The 19,062-nt window shown below is 72.9% G+C and carries 19 protein-coding genes; 12 read left to right on the top strand and 7 right to left on the bottom strand.

Features of this window, described 5'->3' with window-relative positions:
* Nucleotides 1–23 precede the first annotated feature (23 nt).
* Nucleotides 24–1,601 (top strand): ricin-type beta-trefoil lectin domain protein, encoded by a 1,578-nt coding sequence (locus LO763_RS17795; protein ID WP_230786787.1) that lies wholly within the window; start codon nucleotides 24–26, stop codon nucleotides 1,599–1,601.
* Nucleotides 1,602–1,705: 104 nt separating this feature from the next.
* Here LO763_RS17795 and LO763_RS17790 read toward each other — a convergent pair whose 3' ends face one another.
* Both LO763_RS17790 and LO763_RS17785 read right to left on the bottom strand, forming a co-directional pair.
* On the bottom strand, nucleotides 1,706–2,416 hold the full coding sequence (locus LO763_RS17790; RefSeq protein ID WP_230786785.1) for a hypothetical protein: 711 nt from the start codon (nucleotides 2,414–2,416) through the stop codon (nucleotides 1,706–1,708).
* Nucleotides 2,417–2,505: 89 nt separating this feature from the next.
* Complete coding sequence (locus LO763_RS17785) at nucleotides 2,506–3,129, bottom strand: TetR/AcrR family transcriptional regulator (protein WP_230786784.1); 624 nt, start codon at nucleotides 3,127–3,129, stop codon at nucleotides 2,506–2,508.
* A 35-nt stretch (nucleotides 3,130–3,164) separates the two neighbouring features.
* Here LO763_RS17785 and LO763_RS17780 point away from each other — a divergent pair, with 35 nt between their 5' ends.
* The 9 genes from LO763_RS17780 (at nucleotide 3,165) to LO763_RS17740 (ending at nucleotide 11,501) form a co-directional block, all read left to right on the top strand.
* Nucleotides 3,165–3,833, top strand: a complete 669-nt coding sequence (locus LO763_RS17780; protein ID WP_230786782.1) for a DUF4386 family protein — start codon at nucleotides 3,165–3,167, stop codon at nucleotides 3,831–3,833.
* 96 nt (nucleotides 3,834–3,929) lie between these two features.
* The gene (locus LO763_RS17775) at nucleotides 3,930–4,268 is read left to right on the top strand and encodes a cupin domain-containing protein (RefSeq protein ID WP_230786780.1); all 339 of its coding nucleotides are present in this window, start codon (nucleotides 3,930–3,932) and stop codon (nucleotides 4,266–4,268) included.
* Between the two features lie 154 nt (nucleotides 4,269–4,422).
* Nucleotides 4,423–5,346 carry a MurR/RpiR family transcriptional regulator gene (locus tag LO763_RS17770; protein ID WP_230786779.1) on the top strand — a complete coding sequence of 308 codons (924 nt, stop codon included), beginning with the start codon at nucleotides 4,423–4,425 and terminating at the stop codon, nucleotides 5,344–5,346.
* A complete protein-coding gene (locus tag LO763_RS17765) occupies nucleotides 5,343–6,110 on the top strand; it encodes a sugar isomerase domain-containing protein (RefSeq protein ID WP_230786777.1) in 768 nt (255 codons plus the stop codon). The genes LO763_RS17770 and LO763_RS17765 overlap by 4 nt, the downstream gene beginning before the upstream one ends.
* Before the next feature lie 23 nt (nucleotides 6,111–6,133).
* Nucleotides 6,134–7,525 (top strand): N-acetylglucosamine/diacetylchitobiose ABC transporter substrate-binding protein, encoded by a 1,392-nt coding sequence (gene ngcE, locus LO763_RS17760; protein WP_230786775.1) that lies wholly within the window; start codon nucleotides 6,134–6,136, stop codon nucleotides 7,523–7,525.
* A gap of 26 nt (nucleotides 7,526–7,551) precedes the next feature.
* Entirely contained in the window at nucleotides 7,552–8,457 is a 906-nt protein-coding gene (locus tag LO763_RS17755; RefSeq protein WP_230786773.1) for a carbohydrate ABC transporter permease, read from the top strand.
* Nucleotides 8,454–9,278 carry a carbohydrate ABC transporter permease gene (locus tag LO763_RS17750; protein WP_230786771.1) on the top strand — a complete coding sequence of 275 codons (825 nt, stop codon included), beginning with the start codon at nucleotides 8,454–8,456 and terminating at the stop codon, nucleotides 9,276–9,278. The genes LO763_RS17755 and LO763_RS17750 overlap by 4 nt, the downstream gene beginning before the upstream one ends.
* Nucleotides 9,279–9,316: 38 nt before the next feature.
* Nucleotides 9,317–10,531 carry a family 16 glycosylhydrolase gene (locus LO763_RS17745; RefSeq protein ID WP_230786770.1) on the top strand — a complete coding sequence of 405 codons (1,215 nt, stop codon included), beginning with the start codon at nucleotides 9,317–9,319 and terminating at the stop codon, nucleotides 10,529–10,531.
* A gap of 4 nt (nucleotides 10,532–10,535) precedes the next feature.
* Complete coding sequence (locus LO763_RS17740; RefSeq protein ID WP_230786768.1) at nucleotides 10,536–11,501, top strand: N-acetylglucosamine kinase; 966 nt, start codon at nucleotides 10,536–10,538, stop codon at nucleotides 11,499–11,501.
* On the opposite strand, the gene LO763_RS17735 is transcribed toward LO763_RS17740, so the two are convergent.
* The 3 genes from LO763_RS17735 to LO763_RS17725 form a co-directional block, all read right to left on the bottom strand.
* Nucleotides 11,486–12,040 carry a DUF488 domain-containing protein gene (locus tag LO763_RS17735; RefSeq protein ID WP_230786766.1) on the bottom strand — a complete coding sequence of 185 codons (555 nt, stop codon included), beginning with the start codon at nucleotides 12,038–12,040 and terminating at the stop codon, nucleotides 11,486–11,488. The two genes, LO763_RS17740 and LO763_RS17735, sit on opposite strands and share 16 nt — an antisense overlap.
* Before the next feature lie 72 nt (nucleotides 12,041–12,112).
* Nucleotides 12,113–13,291 (bottom strand): macrolide family glycosyltransferase, encoded by a 1,179-nt coding sequence (locus LO763_RS17730; protein ID WP_230786765.1) that lies wholly within the window; start codon nucleotides 13,289–13,291, stop codon nucleotides 12,113–12,115.
* A 212-nt stretch (nucleotides 13,292–13,503) separates the two neighbouring features.
* Nucleotides 13,504–14,061: a TetR/AcrR family transcriptional regulator gene (locus LO763_RS17725; protein ID WP_230786764.1), complete on the bottom strand. Its 558-nt coding sequence runs from the start codon at nucleotides 14,059–14,061 to the stop codon at nucleotides 13,504–13,506.
* A 92-nt stretch (nucleotides 14,062–14,153) separates the two neighbouring features.
* Here LO763_RS17725 and LO763_RS17720 point away from each other — a divergent pair, with 92 nt between their 5' ends.
* Nucleotides 14,154–15,509, top strand: a complete 1,356-nt coding sequence (locus tag LO763_RS17720) for a carotenoid oxygenase family protein (protein WP_230786762.1) — start codon at nucleotides 14,154–14,156, stop codon at nucleotides 15,507–15,509.
* A 9-nt stretch (nucleotides 15,510–15,518) separates the two neighbouring features.
* On the opposite strand, the gene LO763_RS17715 is transcribed toward LO763_RS17720, so the two are convergent.
* Nucleotides 15,519–16,730: a zinc-dependent alcohol dehydrogenase gene (locus LO763_RS17715; protein ID WP_230786760.1), complete on the bottom strand. Its 1,212-nt coding sequence runs from the start codon at nucleotides 16,728–16,730 to the stop codon at nucleotides 15,519–15,521.
* Between the two features lie 325 nt (nucleotides 16,731–17,055).
* Between LO763_RS17715 and LO763_RS17710 the strand changes: the two genes are divergently transcribed.
* A complete protein-coding gene (locus LO763_RS17710) occupies nucleotides 17,056–17,259 on the top strand; it encodes a cold-shock protein (protein ID WP_230786759.1) in 204 nt (67 codons plus the stop codon).
* 110 nt (nucleotides 17,260–17,369) lie between these two features.
* Here LO763_RS17710 and LO763_RS17705 read toward each other — a convergent pair whose 3' ends face one another.
* The gene (locus LO763_RS17705; protein ID WP_230786757.1) at nucleotides 17,370–18,896 is read right to left on the bottom strand and encodes an FAD-dependent oxidoreductase; all 1,527 of its coding nucleotides are present in this window, start codon (nucleotides 18,894–18,896) and stop codon (nucleotides 17,370–17,372) included.
* Nucleotides 18,897–19,062 lie beyond the last annotated feature (166 nt).

Raw genomic sequence — 19,062 nt, 5'->3', positions numbered from 1 at the left:
ATGTTTCCGAACAGGAGACCGCCATGTCCACCCCCTGGAAACGCTGGACGGCCGCATCGGCCGCCGCGGCGCTGACCGCCCTCGCCCTGTCCGCGGCCGCCGCGCCCGCCCAGGCGCAGCAGCGCCCCGACATCGTCCCCCTGCCCGACCACCTCGAATCGATCCGCGCCGCCGAGGCCACCGAGCTGTACGGCAGCCCCGGCATCCTCCCGCTCGAGGACCGGCAGTCCTCCCTGGTCTCCATGGGCGACAGCGAGATCTCCGGCGAAGGCGTCGGCAACTACGACCCGAACACGCACCGCGACGGCAACTGGTGCGACCGCTCGTACGACCAGGCGCTCTTCCGCACCGGCATCGAGAGCGACGTCCAGTACAACGTCTCCTGCTCCGGCGGCGCCTCGCAGCACCTCGTCGAAGGCTCCGGCGAGCACCAGTGGGACGAGCTCAACCAGGGCGACGACCTCGCGATCAAGGCCCGCAACACACACGTCAAGCTCGTGTGGATCGTCGTGGGCGCCAACGACGAGGGCGGCATCGAGTTCGGGCCCACCGCCACCGAGTGCGTCGCGAACCGCATCCTGTTCCTCGGCCCCTGCTGGCCCGACCACACCGAGGACTGGGAGGCCCGCGTCGAGGTGACGCAGCAGGGCGTCGAGACCGCGATCGACGCCGTCCGGCAGACCATGACCGACGCCGGCTACTTGGGCTCGGACTACGACATGGTCGTCATGTCCTACCCCAGTCCCGGCGGCCCCGACGTCGAGGACAACCCCGACTTCCCCGGCTGGTACTCGGGCGGCTGCCTCCTCTACCTGGCCGACGCCGCGTTCGCCCGCAACAAGGCCGTGCCGCTCTTCGAGGGCGGCGTCCGCGACGCCGCGCTCGGCAAGGGCGTGCGCTACCTCGACGCGCAGCGCCTCTTCGACGGCCACAGCGTCTGCGAGGAGGAGCCCTGGGCCCGCGGCGTGTACGTCGAGGTCGGGGTCCTGCCCTCGGAGCATGCCTTCCGGCAGTCGCTGCACCCCAACTTCCTCGGCCACGGGGCCTTCGCGCAGTGCATCACCGAGTTCTACGAGCACCCCGAGTGGGAGGCGTCGACCTGCGTGGACCCGGCCAGCACCGGCAGTGCCGTGCTCTACGAAGGACTCCTGGAGTTCCAGGACCTCGAGAACACCGCGAGCGGTCTCTGTGCCGACGCCGAGGGCTACGACTCCCGCAACGGCACCGCGCTGATCGCCTGGGACTGCCACGGCGGCCGCAACCAGGGCTTCTGGCACGACCCGCAGGAGCGCTCGCTGCACGTGGAGCTGAGCCACGACCGCTGCCTCGACGTCGAGGGCGGCCGGATGCGGCCCGGGACCGCACTGGTCCTGTGGGACTGCCACGGCGGCCTCAACCAGCAGTTCCTGGTGGACGGCAACGGCATTCACCCGGTCGGCCACTCGGACCTGTGCCTCGGCTTCGACGGCACCGGCATCGAGGCGCCGCTGGTCCTGGCCGAGTGCGGCACCGCCGCAAGCGGATTCGCGCTCGCCGACCGCCACTACGAGGACCCGGTGGGCTACGGCTACGACGACTGGATCGGCTCCAGCGTCTACTAGGGGTTGCTTCAACACGCCCTGGCGACCACCGATCCGGTCCCGCCGTCTTCCCACGCGGCGGGGCCGGACCGGCCTTCATCGAGCGCCCGGGCCCGAAGGAACGCTCACTCGGGCGTGGCGACGGCGAACAGCCGCTGGGCGCCGCAGCGGCGGAACTCGCCTTCGCCCTTCATGTCCATCTTCACCGGCGGCTCCAGGCCGCGCAGGTCGGCCAGGACCGCGTCGTCGGGCAGCGCTTCGAGCGCCTCGGCGAGTTCGGCGTCGCCGGTGCCGCGCAGGTCGCCGACCCGCGTTCCCGCCAGTGCGCCCTTCAGGTTCCACACGTCCTCGAAGGGGAAGCAGACGTCGAACCCCTCGTCGCCCGCGGCCGCGCGGGCCAGCGCCTGCTCGGCCCAGTCGACCAGGAACTCCGGCAACGACCCCGCGCAGTAAACCCAGGCGTCGAAGTAGTCCGCGGACTGCGAGAACACCGCGCCCCACGCGCCGGTCCCGGGGTCGCGGTCCACGAAGAAGTGGTCGCCGGTGCCGAGACTGCAGATCACCCGGGTGCTGTCGCCCGGGCCCCACATCCACTCACTGCCGATCGCGGTGCGGCGCGGGTCGAAGACGACCTCGTCGCGGCCCCGCACGCGGACGCCGGTCGTGACTCGCAGGAGGGCTCGGACGTCGTCGGGCAGGAGCGGGTCCGCCTCGGTGAGTTCGGCATCGGTCGCACCGGGTTCGAGCTCGAAGTAGTCGGGCAGCTCCCGTTCCATGCGTCGCAGGGCCTCGATCGCGTCCTCCACGCTCGTCGCCACAGTGGACTCCCATTCCATCGGATGTCGTATACGGTTCGGCGCCATGGTATTGGGCGCCTACGACAACCGGCGGCGCCCGCGCGGCCCGGTCCGGGGGGCCGGGCCCGTCAAGGCCCGAGCAGCTCCCTCGGCAGGAGCCCGGCCCACCACGCCTCGATCCGGTCCGGGCTCCAGGAGCGCTCTTCGGTCAGTGTCGTGTACGTGTCGATGCTGCACAGCGCCGCGTAGACGTCCACGGCCTCGCCCACCTCCGTCTTCAGCGTGCCCTTCGGCCAGGCCGCGAACACCTCGGTCCTGAACGCGTCGGCGCGGCGGCGGCCGGCGCGGTAGACCGCGGCGAGCTCGGGCTCGGTGCGGCCGGCCTCGCGGACCATTGCGATGAGGTCACCCGCACGCTCGAACAGGCGCCGGTCGTAGGCGGCCATGGCCGCGAGCTGCCCGGCCGGATCATCATGTGCCGCTTCCAATCCGGCCAACTCTGCCGGCAGGTCCGCCGTGAGGTCGGCCGCGTCGGCCAGGGCCAGCGCCAGGCCCGTCTTGTTCTTGTACGCCGCGTACACCGTCGGCACGGCGACCCCGGCCTCCTCGGCGACCTCGCGGATCGTGGTCGCGGCCCAGCCGTTCGCGGTGAACAGCCGCCGCGCGGCCTGCGCGATCTCGGCCTTCGTGCGCTGCGCCTGGTCGGTCCGACGCAGCGAGTCGTAGGCGCGGCGGCCGGAAGGTGTCCCCATGTCCCCTCGAATCTTTCCCTGACTATATTCAATATATGGGTAGTAAAACCAATATTGCCGCGTTCCCGCGCCTCGGCGGGATCGCGGGGATCGGCTTCGCGGCCCTGATCCTATTGCTCAACGTCCTCGTCCTGGTCCCGGCCGGGATGCCGAGTCCCGGCTCCGGACTCGACGAGGCGGTCGCGTTCTTCGGGTCCGAACCCGCGGCGATGGACCTCGGCACGATGTTCCTCCCGGCGGTCTGGGCCCTCGCCACCGTCTTCGGGGCGGGCGCGGTCGCCGCGGCCCGGCGCTCCGAGGCCGAACGCGGCGAGGCCTGGGCGCTGGTCGGCTTCGCCGGGATCCTCTTCCAGAACCTCAACATCACGACGGTGAGCGCGGTTCGCCTCGCCTTGGCGCACACCGGCGCCGACGAGGGCGCGGCGGCCCTGTGGGCCCTGCACGAGTCCCTCTTCGGCCTCAACGGCACTTTCCTCGCGCTCGCCCTGGTCGGCCTCTCCATGAGCGGCAGGCGCGCCGGGATCATCCCGAAGTGGCTGGCCCTCATGGGGTTCGCCGCCGCCGCGCTCCAGTTCGCCTCCGCCGTCCTCACTCCCGTGATCCTCGACGGCGGCCCGCTGGGCCTCATCGGGCTGGCGGGCTGGCTGATCTGGACGGCCTGGCTGGTCCTCTACGGCGTCGCCCTCATCCGCCTCCGGCCGTGACGCCCAGCGACCGTCCATGGCCATGTCCGGCAACGGAACATCGGCGATTTCGCCGAACGGCGCCGCGCGGCGTGGTAGGCGCATAGCATCGGCCTCATGCAGATCAGCGCAGAAGGAACCGTTGTCGAAGAGCTCGTGCGCGCCGCCGCGGAGTCGTCGTCGGGGCGCGCGGGCCGGGCCGTGCTCGGCGGCCACGGCGGCGTCCTCGGGCAGACCCTCGTCGCCCTGAACCGCGGCGCCGTCCTCGACGACAACCCGAACCCCGGCGAGACGGCCTTCCTGGTGATCCGCGGGCGCGTGCGCCTGTCCGCCGGCGGCGACGTCCAGGAGGGATCGCCGTTCGAGGTGATCACCGTGCGGGAGGTGGGGGACTACGACCTCGAGGCGATCGAGGACGCGGTCGTCCTGCTCACCGTCGTCCGGCCCTTCGAGTAGACCCTGAGACGCCGAGGGGCCCAGGCGAACGCCTGGGCCCCTCGGCGTCTCCGCGCCCGGCCGCCCGATGAAATTTATTCTCTCCGATGATTGACTTCCCGGCCAGATCATCGTAATTTTCTTCATAAGGAAACTTCAATGAAAGGAAATTTCGGTGACAGCCACGTTGCGCAACCAGGGCGTCGTCGGACGGCTCCGAATGGAGCTGCCATCGCTTCCCGATGCCCTGCAACGGGTCGCGGCGCAGATCCTGGAAGACCCCGACGCCGCCACCCGGGCGTCCATCGCCGACCTCGCCGACCGGGCCGGGACCTCCACGGCCACCGTCACCCGCTTCTGCCGCGTCCTCGGCTTCTCCGGCTACGCCGCGCTCCGCGTCGCCCTCGCCGCCGAGGGCGGCCGCGCCGAGCAGGCCCGCTGGGCCACCGACATCGACCGCGAGATCGAACCGGGCGACCCGCTCGACCGCGTCCTCGGCGTCGTCGCCAGCGCCGACTCCCGCGCCATCCAGGAGACCGCGGCCCGGATCGACCTCGACCGGATCGACCGCGTCGCGGGCGCCGTCGCCGAAGCGGGCCGCGTCGAGCTCGTCGGCCTCGGCAGCAGCGGCACCGCCGCCCGCGAACTCGCGTTCCGGCTGGAGCGCATCCGCGTCCCCTGCTGGTTCCGGCCCGACGCCCACACCGCGCTCACCAACGCCGCGCTCCTGCGGCCCGGCGACGTCGCCGTGGGCCTCTCCCACTCGGGCCGCACCCGCGAGGTCGTCGAGGTCCTCGCCGAGGCGAGGGAGCAGGGCGCGCTCACCGTCGCCGTCACCTCCTTCGACCGCTCCCCGCTGGCGCAGGCCGCCGACGTGGTCCTCACGACCGCCGTCCACGAGACCACGTTCCGCCTCGCCGCCCTCTCGGCGCTCCACTCGCAGCTGCTCGTCCTCGACCTCGTCTACGTCGCGGTCGCGCAGCGCACCTACGAGCGCACCACCGAGGCGTTCGAGGTCACTGCCCGCGCCGTCCAGGCCCACCGGTTCGCCGATGAACCGAACCGCGGCCGCCGCACCCGATCCCAGGAGGACTCATGACCGACGCACCCGACCGCCTCACCGGACGCGCCTACCTCGACCTCGTCCTCGCGACCGTGAGCCGCGTCGGCGAGGGCCAGGCCGCGGCGGTGAGCGAGGCCGCGCGCCTCGTCGCCGACGCCATCGGCGCGGGCGGCGTCCTCCAGGCCTTCGGCTCCGGCCACTCCGAGGCCCTCGCCATGGAGCTCGCCGGACGCGCCGGGGGCTTCGTGCCCTCCAACCGCATCGCCCTGCGCGACCTCGTCCTCCAGGCGGGACTGCCGCGCGAGACCCTCGAAGACCCCTTCCTCGAACGGAACCCCGACGTCGCCAGGCGACTGCTCGACACCGCCCCCGTCGAACCCGCCGACGTGTTCGCGATCGCCTCCAACTCCGGCATCAACGGCGTCGTGGTCGAACTCGCCCTCCTCGTGAAGGAGCGCGGCCACCCCCTCATCGCCTTCACCTCCGCCGAGCACAGCGCGGGGACCCCCTCGCGCCACCCCTCCGGCCGCCGCCTCGCCGACATCGCCGACGTCGTCCTCGACAACGGCGCCCCCTACGGCGACGCCGCGCTCCCCGTCCCCGGCGGCGGCGCCGTGGGCGCCGTCTCCTCGGTCACCGCCGCCGTCCTCGCCCAGATGATCGTCGCCGAAGCCGTCCAGCACCTCGTCGACGCCGGCCAGACCCCGCCGATCTACCTGTCCGCCAACATTCCCGGCGGCGACGACCACAACACCCGACTCGAGTCCCGCTACGCCGGGCGCATCCGCCGCACCGCCTGAACCACCGAAAGCCGAGGCCCCTCATGAACCCCACCCGACGCACCGTCCTGCGCGCCTCCACCGCCGCGGGCGCCGCGGCCGCCCTCTCCGGCTGCGTCACCGCCGGCGGCTCGGACCCCGCCGAGCAGGCGACCGGCGCCGTCACCGACGAGAACCCCCTCGGCGTCCCCGCCGACACCGACCTCGAGGTCGTCATGTTCGACGGCGGCTACGGCGACGAGTACACCCGGCACGCCGTCACCCTCTACGAGGAGCGCCACCCGGGCGCCGCGGTCACCCATGAAGGGCTCCAGAAGGTCGGCGAGGTCCTCCAGCCGCGCTTCGTCGCGGGGGAGCCGCCCGACGTCGTCGACAACACCGGCGCCGGACGGCTCGACATCGCCGCCCTCGCCGACGCCGGGCAGCTCACCGACCTCGCCGAACTCCTCGACGCCCCCAGTCTCGACGACCCGTCCGTGCCGGTGCGCGACACGCTCCTGCCCGGCGTCGTCGAGGACGGCACCCTCGACGGCACCGCCTACTTCCTCAACTACTCCTATGTGGTCTGGGGCGTCTGGTACTCCCGCAGCCTGTTCGACGAGCACGGCTGGACCTACCCGGCCACCTGGGACGACATGATCGCCCTGTGCGGCGAGATCAAGGCGGCCGGCATCGCCCCCTGGACCTGGCAGGGCAAGTACCCCGAGTACATGATGGACCCGCTCCAGTCCCTCGCCGCCAAGGCCGGCGGGCTCGAACTCGTCCGCGCCGTCGACAACCTCGAACCCGACGCCTGGCGCCAGGACGGCGTCCTCGCCGCCGCCGACGCGATCCACCGCCTCGTCACCGGCGGCCACCTCCTCGAAGGCTCCGAGGGCCTGTCCCACACCGAGGCCCAGAACGCCTGGTCGGGCGGCCAGGCCGCGTTCATCCCGTGCGGCTCCTGGCTCGAAGGCGAGCAGCAGGGCGTCACCCCCGAGGGCTTCGACATGACCCTGGCCGCCCTCCCCGCGCTCACCGCCGCCGACGCCCTCCCCGACGGCGCCGTCCAAGGCGCCAGCAGCGAGTCGTTCCTCGTCCCCGCCCAGGCCCTCAACCCCCGCGGCGGCCTCGAATACCTCCGGTGCCTGTTCTCCGGCGAGGTCGCCCGCGGCTTCGCCGAGTCCGCCAGGGCCATGCCGGTCGTCAAGGGCGCCACCGAAGGCCTCGACCTCGCCCCCGGCCTCGCCTCGGTCGCCGCCGCCCTCGACACCGCCGGCGAGCACGTCTTCGGCTACAAGTACCGCACCTGGTACCCCGAGCTCGCCAAGGCCGTCGACGACGCCACCGGCGAGCTCCTCACCGGACGCGCCGACCCCGAGCAGTGGGCCGACCGCATCCAGCAGGCCGCCGACCAGACCGCGGCGGACGACACCATCGCCAAGCACGAGCGCTGACGGCCCGCGGGAGGGGAGGCCGAGCCATGCGACACGGCAAGTACCGGTTCCTGATCGGGGCGCTCGCACCGCCCCTGCTGCTCTACGGCGTCTTCGTCGTATCGCCCTACGCCCAGGCGTTCCACCTCGCCCTGACCGACTGGAACGGCCTCTCCGCCGAGGCCGGCTTCGTCGGCCTCGCGAACTTCGCCGAGCTGTGGGGCGACCCGCTGTTCCTGGCCGCCCTGCGCAACAACGGCCTCCTGCTCCTGGCCGTCCCGCTCGCCACCATCGCGCTCGCCCTGTTCTTCGCCGCGTGCCTCACCGGCGGCGGCGCGCGGCGCAAAGGCGTGCGCGGCTCCGGGCTCTACCGGGTCGTCTACTTCTTCCCGCAGCTGCTGTCCGTCGCCATCCTCGGCGTGCTGTTCCAGTTCGTCTACACGCCCGGCGACGGCCTCCTCAACGGACTGCTCGGCGCCGTCGGGCTCGACGCCCTCCAGCGGTCCTGGCTCGCCGACCCCGCCACCGCCCTGCCCGCCGTCGCCGCCGTGATGGTCTGGTCCGCCGTCGGCTTCTACGTGGTGCTCTTCACCGCCGCGATGGACTCGATCCCCGCCGACGTCGTCGAGGCCGCCACACTGGACGGCGCCGGGCGCTTCACCCTCTTCCGCCGCATCACCCTCCCGCTCGTGCGCGACAGCGTCCAGGTCGCCTACGTCTACCTCGGCATCCTCGCCCTCGACGGGTTCGCGCTGGTGCAGATCATGACCGTCGGCCCCGGCGGCCCCGACAACGCCACCGAGGTCATGGGCCTGACCCTCTACCGGGCCGCGTTCACCTACGGCGAGTTCGGCTACGCCGCCGCCATGGGCGTGACGCTCTTCTTCATCACCCTCACCCTGACCGCCCTGGCGCTGCGCGCCACCAGAAGCGAACGGGTGGAGCTCGCATGACCCGACTCTCCAACGGTGCCCTCCACCTGGTGCTCGCCGCCTGGGCCGCGCTCGTGACCCTGCCCCTGGCCTGGGCCGTCCTCTCCTCCCTGAAGACCGACGCCGAGATCTTCGACAGCCCCTGGACCCTGCCCTCGACGCCGCACTGGGAGAACTGGGCCCGCGCCTGGAACGAGGCCTCCATCGGCCGCTACCTGCTCAACACCGTCATCGTCGTCGGCGGCGCCCTCGCCCTGGTCATGCTCCTGGGCGCCCTCTGCGCCTACTGCCTGGCCCGCTACGAGTTCCCCGGCAACCGGCTCGTCTACTACGCGCTCGTCGCCGGGATGCTCTTCCCGGTGTTCCTCGCCCTCGTGCCCCTGTTCTTCGTGGTCGACCAGCTCGGGATGCTCGGGACCTACCACGGCCTGATCCTCGTCTACGCCGCCTACGCGCTGCCGTTCACCGTGTTCTTCCTGCACGCGTTCTTCCGGAGCCTGCCCTCGGCCACCGCCGAGGCCGCCTTCCTCGACGGCTGCTCGCACACCGGCGTGTTCTTCCGCGTCATGCTGCCCATGGCCCGCCCCGGCATGGTGAGCGTCGGCATCTTCAACTTCCTCGGGCTGTGGAACCAGTACCTGCTGCCCCTGGTCCTCAACCCCGACCCCGACCGGTACGTCCTCGCCCAGGGGCTCGCGGCGCTCGCCGTCAGCCAGGGCTACCGGAGCGACTTCTCCGGCCTGTTCGCCGGGCTGATCATCGCGATCCTCCCGGTCCTCCTCGCCTACCTCCTGTTCCAACGCCAGATCCGCGCCGGCCTCACCGCCGGCGCCGTCCGATGACCGATCCCACCAGAGTTCACTCGGAAAGGGAGCTCGACATGCCAACCACCCTCACCTCACGACGCGGTCTCGCGGGCGTGGCGGCGGCGGTCCTCGCCGTCGCCGCGGCCGCGACCGTCACCGCGACCGGCCTCGGCCGCACCGCCACCGCCGACGCCGCCGAACCCGCCTGCGACGGCGTCCTGTTCGACGACTTCGCCTACGACTCGTCCGCCGACCCCGACATCGGCGCGCGCGGCTGGACCGTGCGCACCAACGCGGGCGGACCGGGCGTGCCCGGCGCCGCCTGGCCCGCGGGCAACGTCTCGTTCCCCACCGTCGACGGCGCCGACACGCTCCAGCTGCGCGCGGCCACCGACGGCACCGGCGCGGGCACCAGCCACGCCGAACTCCTCCACCAGCGGAAGTTCTTCGAGGGCACCTACGCGGCCCGCGTCAACTTCACCGACACGCCCGACAGCGGCGCCGACGGCGACCACCTCGTCGAGACCTTCTTCACCATCACCCCGCTGGACGCGCCGCTCGACCCCGACTACGGGGAGATCGACTTCGAGTACCTGCCCAACGGCGGCTGGGGCGAGACCGGCCCGATCCTCTACCAGACCACCTGGGAGACCTACCAGGCCGAGCCCTGGATCGCCGACAACACCCACACCGCGCAGCGCGAGAGCTTCGCGGGCTGGCACGACCTCGTCTTCACCGTCGCGGACGGCCACGTCAAGTACTACGTGGACGGCGAGCTCGTCGCCGACCACTCCGGGAAGTACTACCCGGAGACCCCCATGTCCCTCAACTTCAACCTGTGGTTCATCGACACCGCCGCCCACACCGGCGCCACCTCCGTCTACACCCAGCAGGTCGACTACGTCATGCACAGCGCCGGCGAGGTCCTCAGCCCCGCCGATGTGAACGCCCGCGTCGCGGGCTACCGCGCCGACGGCGTGGACCACACCGACACCGTGGGCACCGGCGGCGGCGAGTGCCCCACGCCGACCGACCCGCCCACCGATCCCACCGACCCGCCGACCGACCCGACCGACCCGCCCGGCGGCGCCGACTGCGACACCGCCGCGGACTGGGCGTTCTCCTCGGTCTACACCGAGGGCGACACGGTCGTCCACGAGCGCAGCGCCCACGGCGACCCGAACGGCCCCAAGTCTGGCGACGGCGAGCACCTGTGGCGCGCCAACTGGTGGACCCAGGGCTCCGAGCCGGGCTGGACGCCGCAATGGACCGACCTGGGGGCATGCTGATCCCGTGAATGATCTGGTGCTCGGCCTGGACGTCGGCGGGACCTCCTCCCGCGCCGTCGTGACCACCGCGGGCGGCGAGATCGTGGGCAGGGGCGTCGCGGGCGGGGGCAACCCGCTCGCCGTCCCGCCCGAGCTCGCCGCCGCCGAGGTCGCCCGCGCCCTGCGGGGCGCCCTGGCCGGCACCGATCCCGCGCTCGTCGGAGCAGCCGTCCTCGGCCTGGCCGGGGTCAGCGGCTTCGACGACCGCGACACCGCGGCGGCGTTCCAGCGCGCCTGGGACGCCGCCGGGCTCCGCTGCCCGATGCGCGCCGTCGGCGACGCCCAGGTCGCGTTCGCCTCGGGCACCGACGAACCGCTGGGCACGGTCCTCATCGCCGGGACCGGCGCGGCGGCGGCCCGGATCGACGGCGACCGCATCACCCGCGTCGGGGACGGCCTCGGCTGGCTCCTCGGGGACCGCGGCTCGGGCTTCTGGATCGGGCGCCGCGCCGCCGCCGACACCGCCGCGCGGCTCCAGTCCGGGCACCCGTCCGCGGTGCTCACCGGCCTCGTCGCGCGCGCCGTCCACGGCGCCGCCGACGCCACCGCCGACGCGTTCGCCGCGGCCGTCCACCGCCGCCCGCCCCGCACCCTCGACCGGCTCGCGCCCCTGGTCACCGAGGCGGCCCTGGCCGGCGACGGCCATGCGGCCGCGATCCTGGACGAGGCCGCCGGGCACCTCGCCGCCGCGGTCGCCTCCGTGCGCGAACCCGGCGAGACCGATCCGATCGTCCTCTCCGGCAGCGTCCTGCGCCACTGCGGACCGGTCCGCGAGGGCGTCCGGGCCCGGCTCGCCGAGGCCTGGCCCGGCGCCGCCGTCACCGAGGCGGGCCCGGCGGAACTGGGCGCCGCGAGGCTCGCGGCCCAGTCCCTGGCCCGGAGCCCCCCGCCGCCTGAGGCGCCTCCGGGACGGGCTCACTCCCCGGGGTAGGTCACGGTGCCGTCTTCGGCCACGGCGGGCTTCGCGCCCCACTGCCCCAGCTCGTGCCGACGCGGCTCGGCGCCGTTGACCAGGTGCACCACGGTCCATCCGCGGGCCGCCAGCGTGTTGGCGATGAGCAGGCGGTGGCAGCGCCAGGGCATCGGCTCGCCGCACATGAGGGCGACGCGCCGCTCGCCCGCCATCCCGGTCAGCCGCTCCAGGCCCGCCGCGAACTCGGGCGTCAGCGTGTAGTCGGCGTAGTTCCTGAAGCTCGCGTTCCGCCACCCGGCGTTGCGGTCCGGATCGACGTCCCGCCGCTTCGGGCGCCGGCCGCCGAGCTCGGGCAGGTGCGCGTAGCCGATCCCGGCCGCCCCCAGCCACGACGGCATCGCGTCGGCGTCGAACTGCGGGCTGCGGCGCGATCCGGGCAGCTTGCGCACGTCGGCCACCACCTCGACGCCCGCCGATTCGAGGGTGTCGAGCACGACGGGCGGCGGGCACGTCCAGTGGCCGATGGTCCACACCGTGCCCGCGTCCCGCTTCGCCATGCCGCTCCTCCGCTCCGTCGCTCCCCGCGGCTCCCCGCCCGGTGCGCGGACGGGGAGCCGCGAGTCCCTGCCCTACCGGTCCAGCAGCGCCTCGACGAGGTCGGCGGCGCGCTTCGTGCCGCCCTCGGCCAGCGCCTCGGCGCGCAGCCGCTCCGACCTGCGGGCCACCTCCGGGTCGCCGACCAGCTCCTCCAGCGCCGTCCGCAGCGCCTCGGCGGTCGCGTCGGCGGTGTCGATGCGGCGGGCCACGCCCAGCTCCACGAGCCGGTCGGCGTTCGTGAACTGGTCGACGCCCTGCGGGACGGCGATCATCGGCACGCCCGCCAGCAGCCCCTCACTGGAGCCGCCCATCCCGGCGTGGGTCACGAACGCGTCGGCCCGCTCCAGGACCGCCCGCTGCGGCACCCACGAGTGGACCTCGACATTGGACGGTATCGCGCCGAGCTCGGCGGGGTCGACGTACTTGCCGATCTGGAGCACCACGTGCCACCCGGGCAGGTCGCCGAAGGCCGCCAGGCACCGGCGGTAGAACTCCGGCTGCCGCGTGTACGCCGAGCCCAGCGAGACCAGCAGCACCCGCTCCGCTTCCGCGGGCCGGGTCCAGTCGTCCGAGCCCGACCGCAGGTCGAAGCAGGGCCCGACGAAGGTGACCGTGCTCGTGTCGACCCGGTCGGCGTTGGGCTGCATCGCCTTCGGGATCGTCGCCAGGGCCTGCGAGGGCCTGCCGGCGAAGGCGTCCATGTCGGTGGTGACCGCCCCGGACTCGGCGAGCCACCGCGTGAACCGCTCCCGGTACGCGTCGGCGCCCGGCAGCGCCCAGAGGTGCGCGGCGACCTCCTCCTCGTAGCCCTCCCAGGACACGTACGTGGGGGAGAGCTGCATGAGCGGCCGCCCCTGCGTCTCGGCGATGACGCGGGCGGGGTAGGCGCCGATGTCGTACAGGTACAGGTCGGCCGGGTCGCGGTCGTAGGCCTCGCGCAGCTGCGGGAGCGCCTGGACCGCGTCGTCGAGGAAGACGCCCATGGCGCCGATGGGGTCCTCGGGCCAGTCGTTGTCGGCGACCGGGAGCGAGGAGGCGTAGGGCACGAGCTCGGCGCCGGTGGGCGCGATGAGGTCGGCCGCGGCCGGGTCGTTGGCGTAGGTGACCCGGTGGCCCCGGGCGACCAGCTCGCGGATGATCTCGAGGCTCGGCAGGACGTGGCTGACGGCGGGAATGCCGATCATGGCGATGTGGGCGCGATGGCGCGTCATGGAGGTTCTCTCTCTTCCGTACTACGTCTGAATCGGACATGGTGAACCGATGCGCGGCCGGATTCGCCGGGGGCGCATGGTCATACGGGGGAGCGGGGCTTGCCCCGGCCGTCTCAGCCGTAGAGCAGAAGGAATTCCATGCCCGCGACCCTAGCACCGCTCCCGCGTCCGGTCGACCGCATTCCGGTCCTCACGAGAGCGCGCGGTGCGGCTCAATCCGCGCGGAGGCCGCCGCCGATCGCCCGCAGGCCCGCGACGACGTCCGCCGCGCTCGGCGCCCGCGCAGGGTCGAGGAGGTGCTGGGACATCACGCCCACGATGAGCGCGAAGTGGACCGACCCGACGGCCCGGTTCGCCTCGGGCGCTTCGGGGGTGAGGTGGCGGCCGATCCCGGTGCGCCCCTCCTCCTGCGTCGCCGCCAGACTCGAGCGGAGTTCGTCGTCGTGCAGCGTCTGGGCCAGGATCTCGATGTTCGCCTTCCAGAGGCCGGGGTCGGCGCGGAAGGACGCGATCATGCCCTCCCAGAAGGCGAGCAGCCGCGACTCGGCGTCGCCGCCGCCGACGTCCACCGTCATCATCCGGACGGCGAGCTCGCCGGACATCTCGACCATGGCCTGGAGGAGCAGCCGGTCCTTGGTGCCGTAGTGGTAGCCGATCGAACCGAGGTTGGTGTTCGACGCCTCGACGATGTCGCGGGCGGTGGTCCGGCTGTAGCCGCGCTCGACCAGGCAGCGCTTCGCGCCCTCGAGCAGGTCCTCTCGGTGTCCCATGCGGTGATCCTAACCGCCGCCCCTGATTTACACATCCGTATGATACGTTTGTATAAATCGGTGCGCCGCACCGAGACCGAAGGGAGCCCCCCGTGAACCTCACCCGCTACACCCGCGGCAACTTCGCCCCGGTCGCCGAGGAGACCACTGCGTTCGACCTGCCCGTCACCGGCAGGATCCCCGACGACCTGAACGGCCGCTACCTGCGCATCGGCCCCAACCCCCTCGGCATCGAGGACCCCGCCGCCCACATCTGGACCCTCGGCGAGGGCATGGTCCACGGCGTGCGCCTGCGCGAGGGCCGCGCCGAGTGGTACCGCAACCGCTGGGTCCGCTCGGCCTCGGTGGCCGACCGGCTGGGCGAGCCCCGCCGCGGCCGCCCCGTCGACGAGCGCTTCGACTTCGCGCCCAACGTCCAGGTCGCCGGCCACGGCGGCCGCTTCTACGCCCTCATCGAAGGCGGCCTGGCGCCCTACGAGCTCACCGGCGACCTCGACACCGTCGGCCCCTGCGACCTGGGCGCGACCCCCGAGGGCTTCAACGCCAACGCCCACACCAAGTACGACCACCGCACCGGGGAGATGCACTCGCTGGCCTTCCGATACGGCGTCGACTTCATCCAGCACATCGTCTTCGAGCCCGGCGGGACCGTGCGCCGCGCGACGAGCATCCCCGCGCCCACCTTCCCCTACCTGCACGACTTCGGCCTCACCGACCACCACGTGCTCATCTACACCTCGCCGCTGGTGTTCGACCCGGAGCTGCTCGCCACCGGCGTGCCCTTCGGCTGGAAGGAGGAGCTGCCCGCGCAGCTCGGCGTCATGCCCCGCGAGGGCGGCGAGGTGCGGTGGATGGACCTGCCGCCGGGCATGGTCGGCCACACCCTCAACGCCTACGAGGAGCACGGCGCCGTCGTCGCCGACGTGGTCGTCCACCGGGGCCGGTTCGCGATCGCCGACATCGGCGCCGGGCGCCCGGTCCTGGAGCGGTGGACCGTCGACCTCGCCGCCGGCAAGGTCCGCACCGAGCTGCTGCACGACCGCCCGCAGGACTTCCCGCGCCTCAACGGCCGCTACTCCGGCCGCCCCTACCGGTACGGCTACTCGGCCTCCACCGAGCTGTACGCCGCGCCGAGCGCCCTCGAACCCGACCGCCCCGACGAGGGCTTCTCCAACGCCGTCCTCAAGCACGACCTGGTCGCCGGCACCACCGAGACCCACGAGTTCGGCCGCGACGCCGCCGCCGGCGAGACCGTGTTCGTGCCCGCGGCCACCGCCGCCGCCGAGGACGACGGCTACAACCTGCTCTACGTCCACGACCCCGACCGCGGCGCGGCGGACCTGGTCGTCCTCGCCGCGCAGGACTTCACCGGCGCGCCGCTCGCCCGCGTCCACCTGCCCGCCCGAGTCCCGCTCGGACTGCACGGCAACTGGATCCCCGACAACTGACCGCCGCGCTCACGCCACGTCCAGGACGGTCTTGAGCCAGCCCTCCTCGCGGCGGTCGAACGTCTCGTACGCCTCGACGGCGTCGACGGGCGGCTCGTGCTGCGTGATGAACGCGGTCGGGTCCACGGTGCCCTCGACCACCAGGTCGAGGAGCCCCGGCAGGTACCGGCGGTGGTTGCAGTTGCCCATCTTCACGGTGAGGTTCTTGTTCATCGCCGCGCCGATCGGGAAGGTCTCGAAGCCGGGCGGGTAGACGCCGATGATCCCGATGCTGCCGGCCTTCGCCACGGCCTCCACGGCCCACCGGAAGGCGAGGCTCGGCGCGTCGCCGGGCACCCACAGGTCGCCGCTCGGGTTCGCGTCGGGCGCGGCCTGCTCCCGCTCCTTCGCGAACTGCTCGGCCCGCTCGTCGGTCTTCGCGGCGGCCGGTCCGCTCTTCGGCCGCTGGGCGTCCACGCCCACGGCCTCGATGACGCGGTCGACGCCGATGCCGCGGGTGAGGTCCTTGACGACCTCGACCGGGTCCTCGGCGTTGAAGTCGATCACCTCGGCGTTCTGCTCGCGCGCCTTGTCCAGCCGGGACGCGATGCCGTCGACGACGAGCACCCGCCCGGCGCCCTGCCGCTTCGCGGAGGCGATCGCGAACTGCCCGACCACGCCCGCGCCCAGCACCAGCACGCTGTCCCTGCAGGAGACCTCGGCGAGCTCCGCGCCGAACCACGCGGTGGGGAAGATGTCCGAGAGCAGGATCGCCTGGTCGTCGCCCACCGCGTCGGGGAGGCGGACCAGGCTGGTCATCGCGTACGGGACGCGGGCGTACTCGGCCTGGAGCCCGTCCACCGGGCCGGTGCTCTTCGGCCCGCCGAAGAAGCACGTGCCCGCGGCGGGCCCGTTGGGGTTGGCGGTGTCGCACTGCGCGAAGTAGCCCGCCCGGCAGTACGAGCACGTGCCGCACCCGATCGTGGAGGTCACCGCGACCCGGTCGCCGGGGCTGAACCCGCGCACGTCCGGACCGGTCTCCTCGACCACGCCCACGGCCTCGTGCCCCAGGACCGTGCCCTCGACCATGCCCGGCAGCGTGCCGCGCACCATGTGCAGGTCCGTGCCGCAGATCGCGCTGCGCGTGATCCGCACGACCGCGTCGTTCGGATCCTGGATCTTCGGGTCGGGCACCTCGTCGAGACGGATGTCCCCGGTGCCGTGCCACACCACAGCCTTCATCGCGTTCGCCTCCCAGTCGCGTGTCGTGGTCTAGTTCCCGCGGCCACTGGTGGTAAACGCCGCGGTACGGAGCGCTTCCGCAGAACCGCCGCCGGGCGCGCCCGGCGGCGGACGGCCAAGAAATATGAGCAGTGTCTCCGCGTTCGACGGGCGGAAAGGGGCGGTTGTGCGGTAAGGTCCAGAGGCCGCTCTGTTTCCATAGGGACCGGAGGGGTGAAGCGCCAGCAATGGCGGCAATATCGGATCGCCGGCGGAACCGACCAGTGCAGTACGGCTGGGAGGCGAGGTCGACGGCCCGAGCATCAACACCAAGGATATGTATTAAATGGCGCAAGGCACCGTGAAGTGGTTCAACTCTGAAAAGGGCTTCGGCTTCATCGCTCCGGAGGGGGACGGCCCCGACGTCTTCGTTCACTTCTCCGCGATCACCGGCACCGGTTTCAAGTCGCTCGAAGAGAACCAGCGGGTCGAATTCGACATCGAGCAGGGCCAGAAGGGTCCGCAGGCCGCGAACCTGCGCACCATCTAGTTCTCCAGCTCACGAACACGAAGCCGCTGTCCTTCATGAGAAGGTCAGCGGCTTCTATGGTGTCCGGGACTTGAAACGGCCGGCGGCCGCGGCCGCCGGCCGTTGCGCGCTCAGCCGTCGGCCGGGTGCCGCTGGAGCGGCTTGGTCGCCGGGCCCTGGAGCACGGCGCCGCGCGTGGAGAACCGCGAGCCGTGGCACGGGCACTCCCACGTGCGCTCGGCGTCGTTGAACCCGACCACGCAGCCCAGGTGCGTGCAGGCGGCCGACAGCGTGTGCAGGCCGCCGTCCTCGTCGCGGTAGACCGCCCGGAGCGCGCCGTCCACGCGCATCACCGCGCCCTCGCCGCGCCCCAGGTCCTCGGGGGAGGCGGGCGGGGCCTTCGGGACGCGGTCCGCGATGAAGTGCTTGGCGACCTTGCCCTGCGCGGAGGCGATCTTGGACGCCTCCTTGACCGGGTGGAAGCGCCCGGGGTCGAACAGCCCGGCCCACTCGGGGGCCTCGCCGCCGCTGAGGCCCGCGATGATCCGCCCGGCCGCGACCCCGTTGCTCATGCCCCAGCCGCCGAACCCGCAGACGACGGAGAGGCCGCCGCCGTCCTTCAGCGCGCCCACGTACGGGACCTTGTCGGGGGTCGAGTCGTCCTGCGCGGCCCAGTAGTACTCCAGCCGCTCGGTCCCGAACCGCTCGGCCGTCCAGGCGGCCAGGACGTCCAGCCGCCCCGCCGTGTCCGGGTCGCCGGGCGTGAAGGACTCGCCGGTCACGATCAGCAGCCGCCGGTCCCCGTCGAACGGCGCGGTGCGCACCGAGCGCGTCCCGCCGTCGCCGGTGATGTACATGCCGCCCGGGTCGGCGGACGCCGGGATCGCCGCGGCGACCACGAGCTCGCGGTTCGGGGTCAGGCGCGGGAAGAGCTTCAGCCGGTCGATCACCGGGAAGTGGGTCGCGATCACGACCTCGGCGGCCCGGAGCCGGGCGCCGGTCTCCATGGTGAGCAGGTGCCCGTCGTCGCCGGACTCGAGGTCGACCATGCGGGAGCCCTCGTAGATCCTGCCGCCCCTGGCGACCAGGTCATCGGCGAGCGCCAGCAGGAACCGGCGGGGGTGGAACTGGGCCTGGCCCTCGACGCGGACCGCCCCCGCGACGGGGTACGGCAGGCCGGTCTCGGTCGTGAACGAGGCGTCCAGGCCCGCTTCGCGCGCGGCCTCGGCCTCGGCGCGCATGGCCTCCACCCGCTCCTCGGACTCGGTGTAGACGAACGAGGGGGCCCGCTCGAAGGCGCAGTCGATCCCCAGCTCCTCCACGAGGGCCGCGACGTGCTCGACGGCGTCGGTCTGCGCGGCCGCGTAGTGCCGGGCGGCGTCGGCGTCGAACGTGTCCTTCAGGTGGCTGTAGATCGGCCCGTGCTGGGCGCTGAGCTTCGCCGTGGTGTGGCCGGTGACGCCGGCGGCGATGCGGTCGGCCTCGACCACCGCCACCGAGCGGCCCGCCCGGGCCAGCTCCCACGCCGTGCACAGCCCGGCGATCCCGCCGCCGACCACGGCGACGTCGGCCTCCGCCCCCTCCTCGACGGGCGGGTACGCCGTCGCGGCGGTCGAGGCGATCCAGTAGGACTTCGGCAAACCCAGATGCGTCGTCATGCGGCCCGGGTACCCCGGGACCGGCGAGTCCACGCTTCGGGACGCGCCCTCTCCGGCTGCCCGCCGAACGCGAGTACGGCTCGCCGCTATGGGCGTGTCGCGGGCCGCCGCCGTGATCCGGCTCCGGTCGACGGCGGCGGCCCGTCGTCTGACGCCGCGGTCCGAG

This window comes from Glycomyces amatae, assembly GCF_020991375.1.
In the GTDB taxonomy this organism is placed as follows: Bacteria; Actinomycetota; Actinomycetes; order Mycobacteriales; family Micromonosporaceae; genus Glycomyces; species Glycomyces amatae.
Note: the sequence above shows the minus strand (reverse complement) of the source record. Positions and strands in the feature narration are given on the sequence as shown.

Excerpts from the sequence above, each read along its gene's own strand:
- LO763_RS17780 (WP_230786782.1), top strand. The coding sequence starts at position 3,165 with ATGGGTAGTAAAACCAATATTGCCGCGTTCCCGCGCCTCGGCGGGATC.
- LO763_RS17715 (WP_230786760.1), bottom strand. The coding sequence starts at position 16,730 with ATGAAGGCTGTGGTGTGGCACGGCACCGGGGACATCCGTCTCGACGAG.
- LO763_RS17725 (WP_230786764.1), bottom strand. The coding sequence starts at position 14,061 with ATGGGACACCGAGAGGACCTGCTCGAGGGCGCGAAGCGCTGCCTGGTC.
- LO763_RS17745 (WP_230786770.1), top strand. The coding sequence starts at position 9,317 with ATGCCAACCACCCTCACCTCACGACGCGGTCTCGCGGGCGTGGCGGCG.
- LO763_RS17730 (WP_230786765.1), bottom strand. The coding sequence starts at position 13,291 with ATGACGCGCCATCGCGCCCACATCGCCATGATCGGCATTCCCGCCGTC.
- LO763_RS17755 (WP_230786773.1), top strand. The coding sequence starts at position 7,552 with ATGCGACACGGCAAGTACCGGTTCCTGATCGGGGCGCTCGCACCGCCC.
- LO763_RS17735 (WP_230786766.1), bottom strand. The coding sequence starts at position 12,040 with ATGGCGAAGCGGGACGCGGGCACGGTGTGGACCATCGGCCACTGGACG.
- LO763_RS17750 (WP_230786771.1), top strand. The coding sequence starts at position 8,454 with ATGACCCGACTCTCCAACGGTGCCCTCCACCTGGTGCTCGCCGCCTGG.
- ngcE (WP_230786775.1), top strand. The coding sequence starts at position 6,134 with ATGAACCCCACCCGACGCACCGTCCTGCGCGCCTCCACCGCCGCGGGC.
- LO763_RS17785 (WP_230786784.1), bottom strand. The coding sequence starts at position 3,129 with ATGGGGACACCTTCCGGCCGCCGCGCCTACGACTCGCTGCGTCGGACC.
- LO763_RS17790 (WP_230786785.1), bottom strand. The coding sequence starts at position 2,416 with ATGGAATGGGAGTCCACTGTGGCGACGAGCGTGGAGGACGCGATCGAG.
- LO763_RS17765 (WP_230786777.1), top strand. The coding sequence starts at position 5,343 with ATGACCGACGCACCCGACCGCCTCACCGGACGCGCCTACCTCGACCTC.
- LO763_RS17795 (WP_230786787.1), top strand. The coding sequence starts at position 24 with ATGTCCACCCCCTGGAAACGCTGGACGGCCGCATCGGCCGCCGCGGCG.
- LO763_RS17710 (WP_230786759.1), top strand. The coding sequence starts at position 17,056 with ATGGCGCAAGGCACCGTGAAGTGGTTCAACTCTGAAAAGGGCTTCGGC.
- LO763_RS17775 (WP_230786780.1), top strand. The coding sequence starts at position 3,930 with ATGCAGATCAGCGCAGAAGGAACCGTTGTCGAAGAGCTCGTGCGCGCC.
- LO763_RS17705 (WP_230786757.1), bottom strand. The coding sequence starts at position 18,896 with ATGACGACGCATCTGGGTTTGCCGAAGTCCTACTGGATCGCCTCGACC.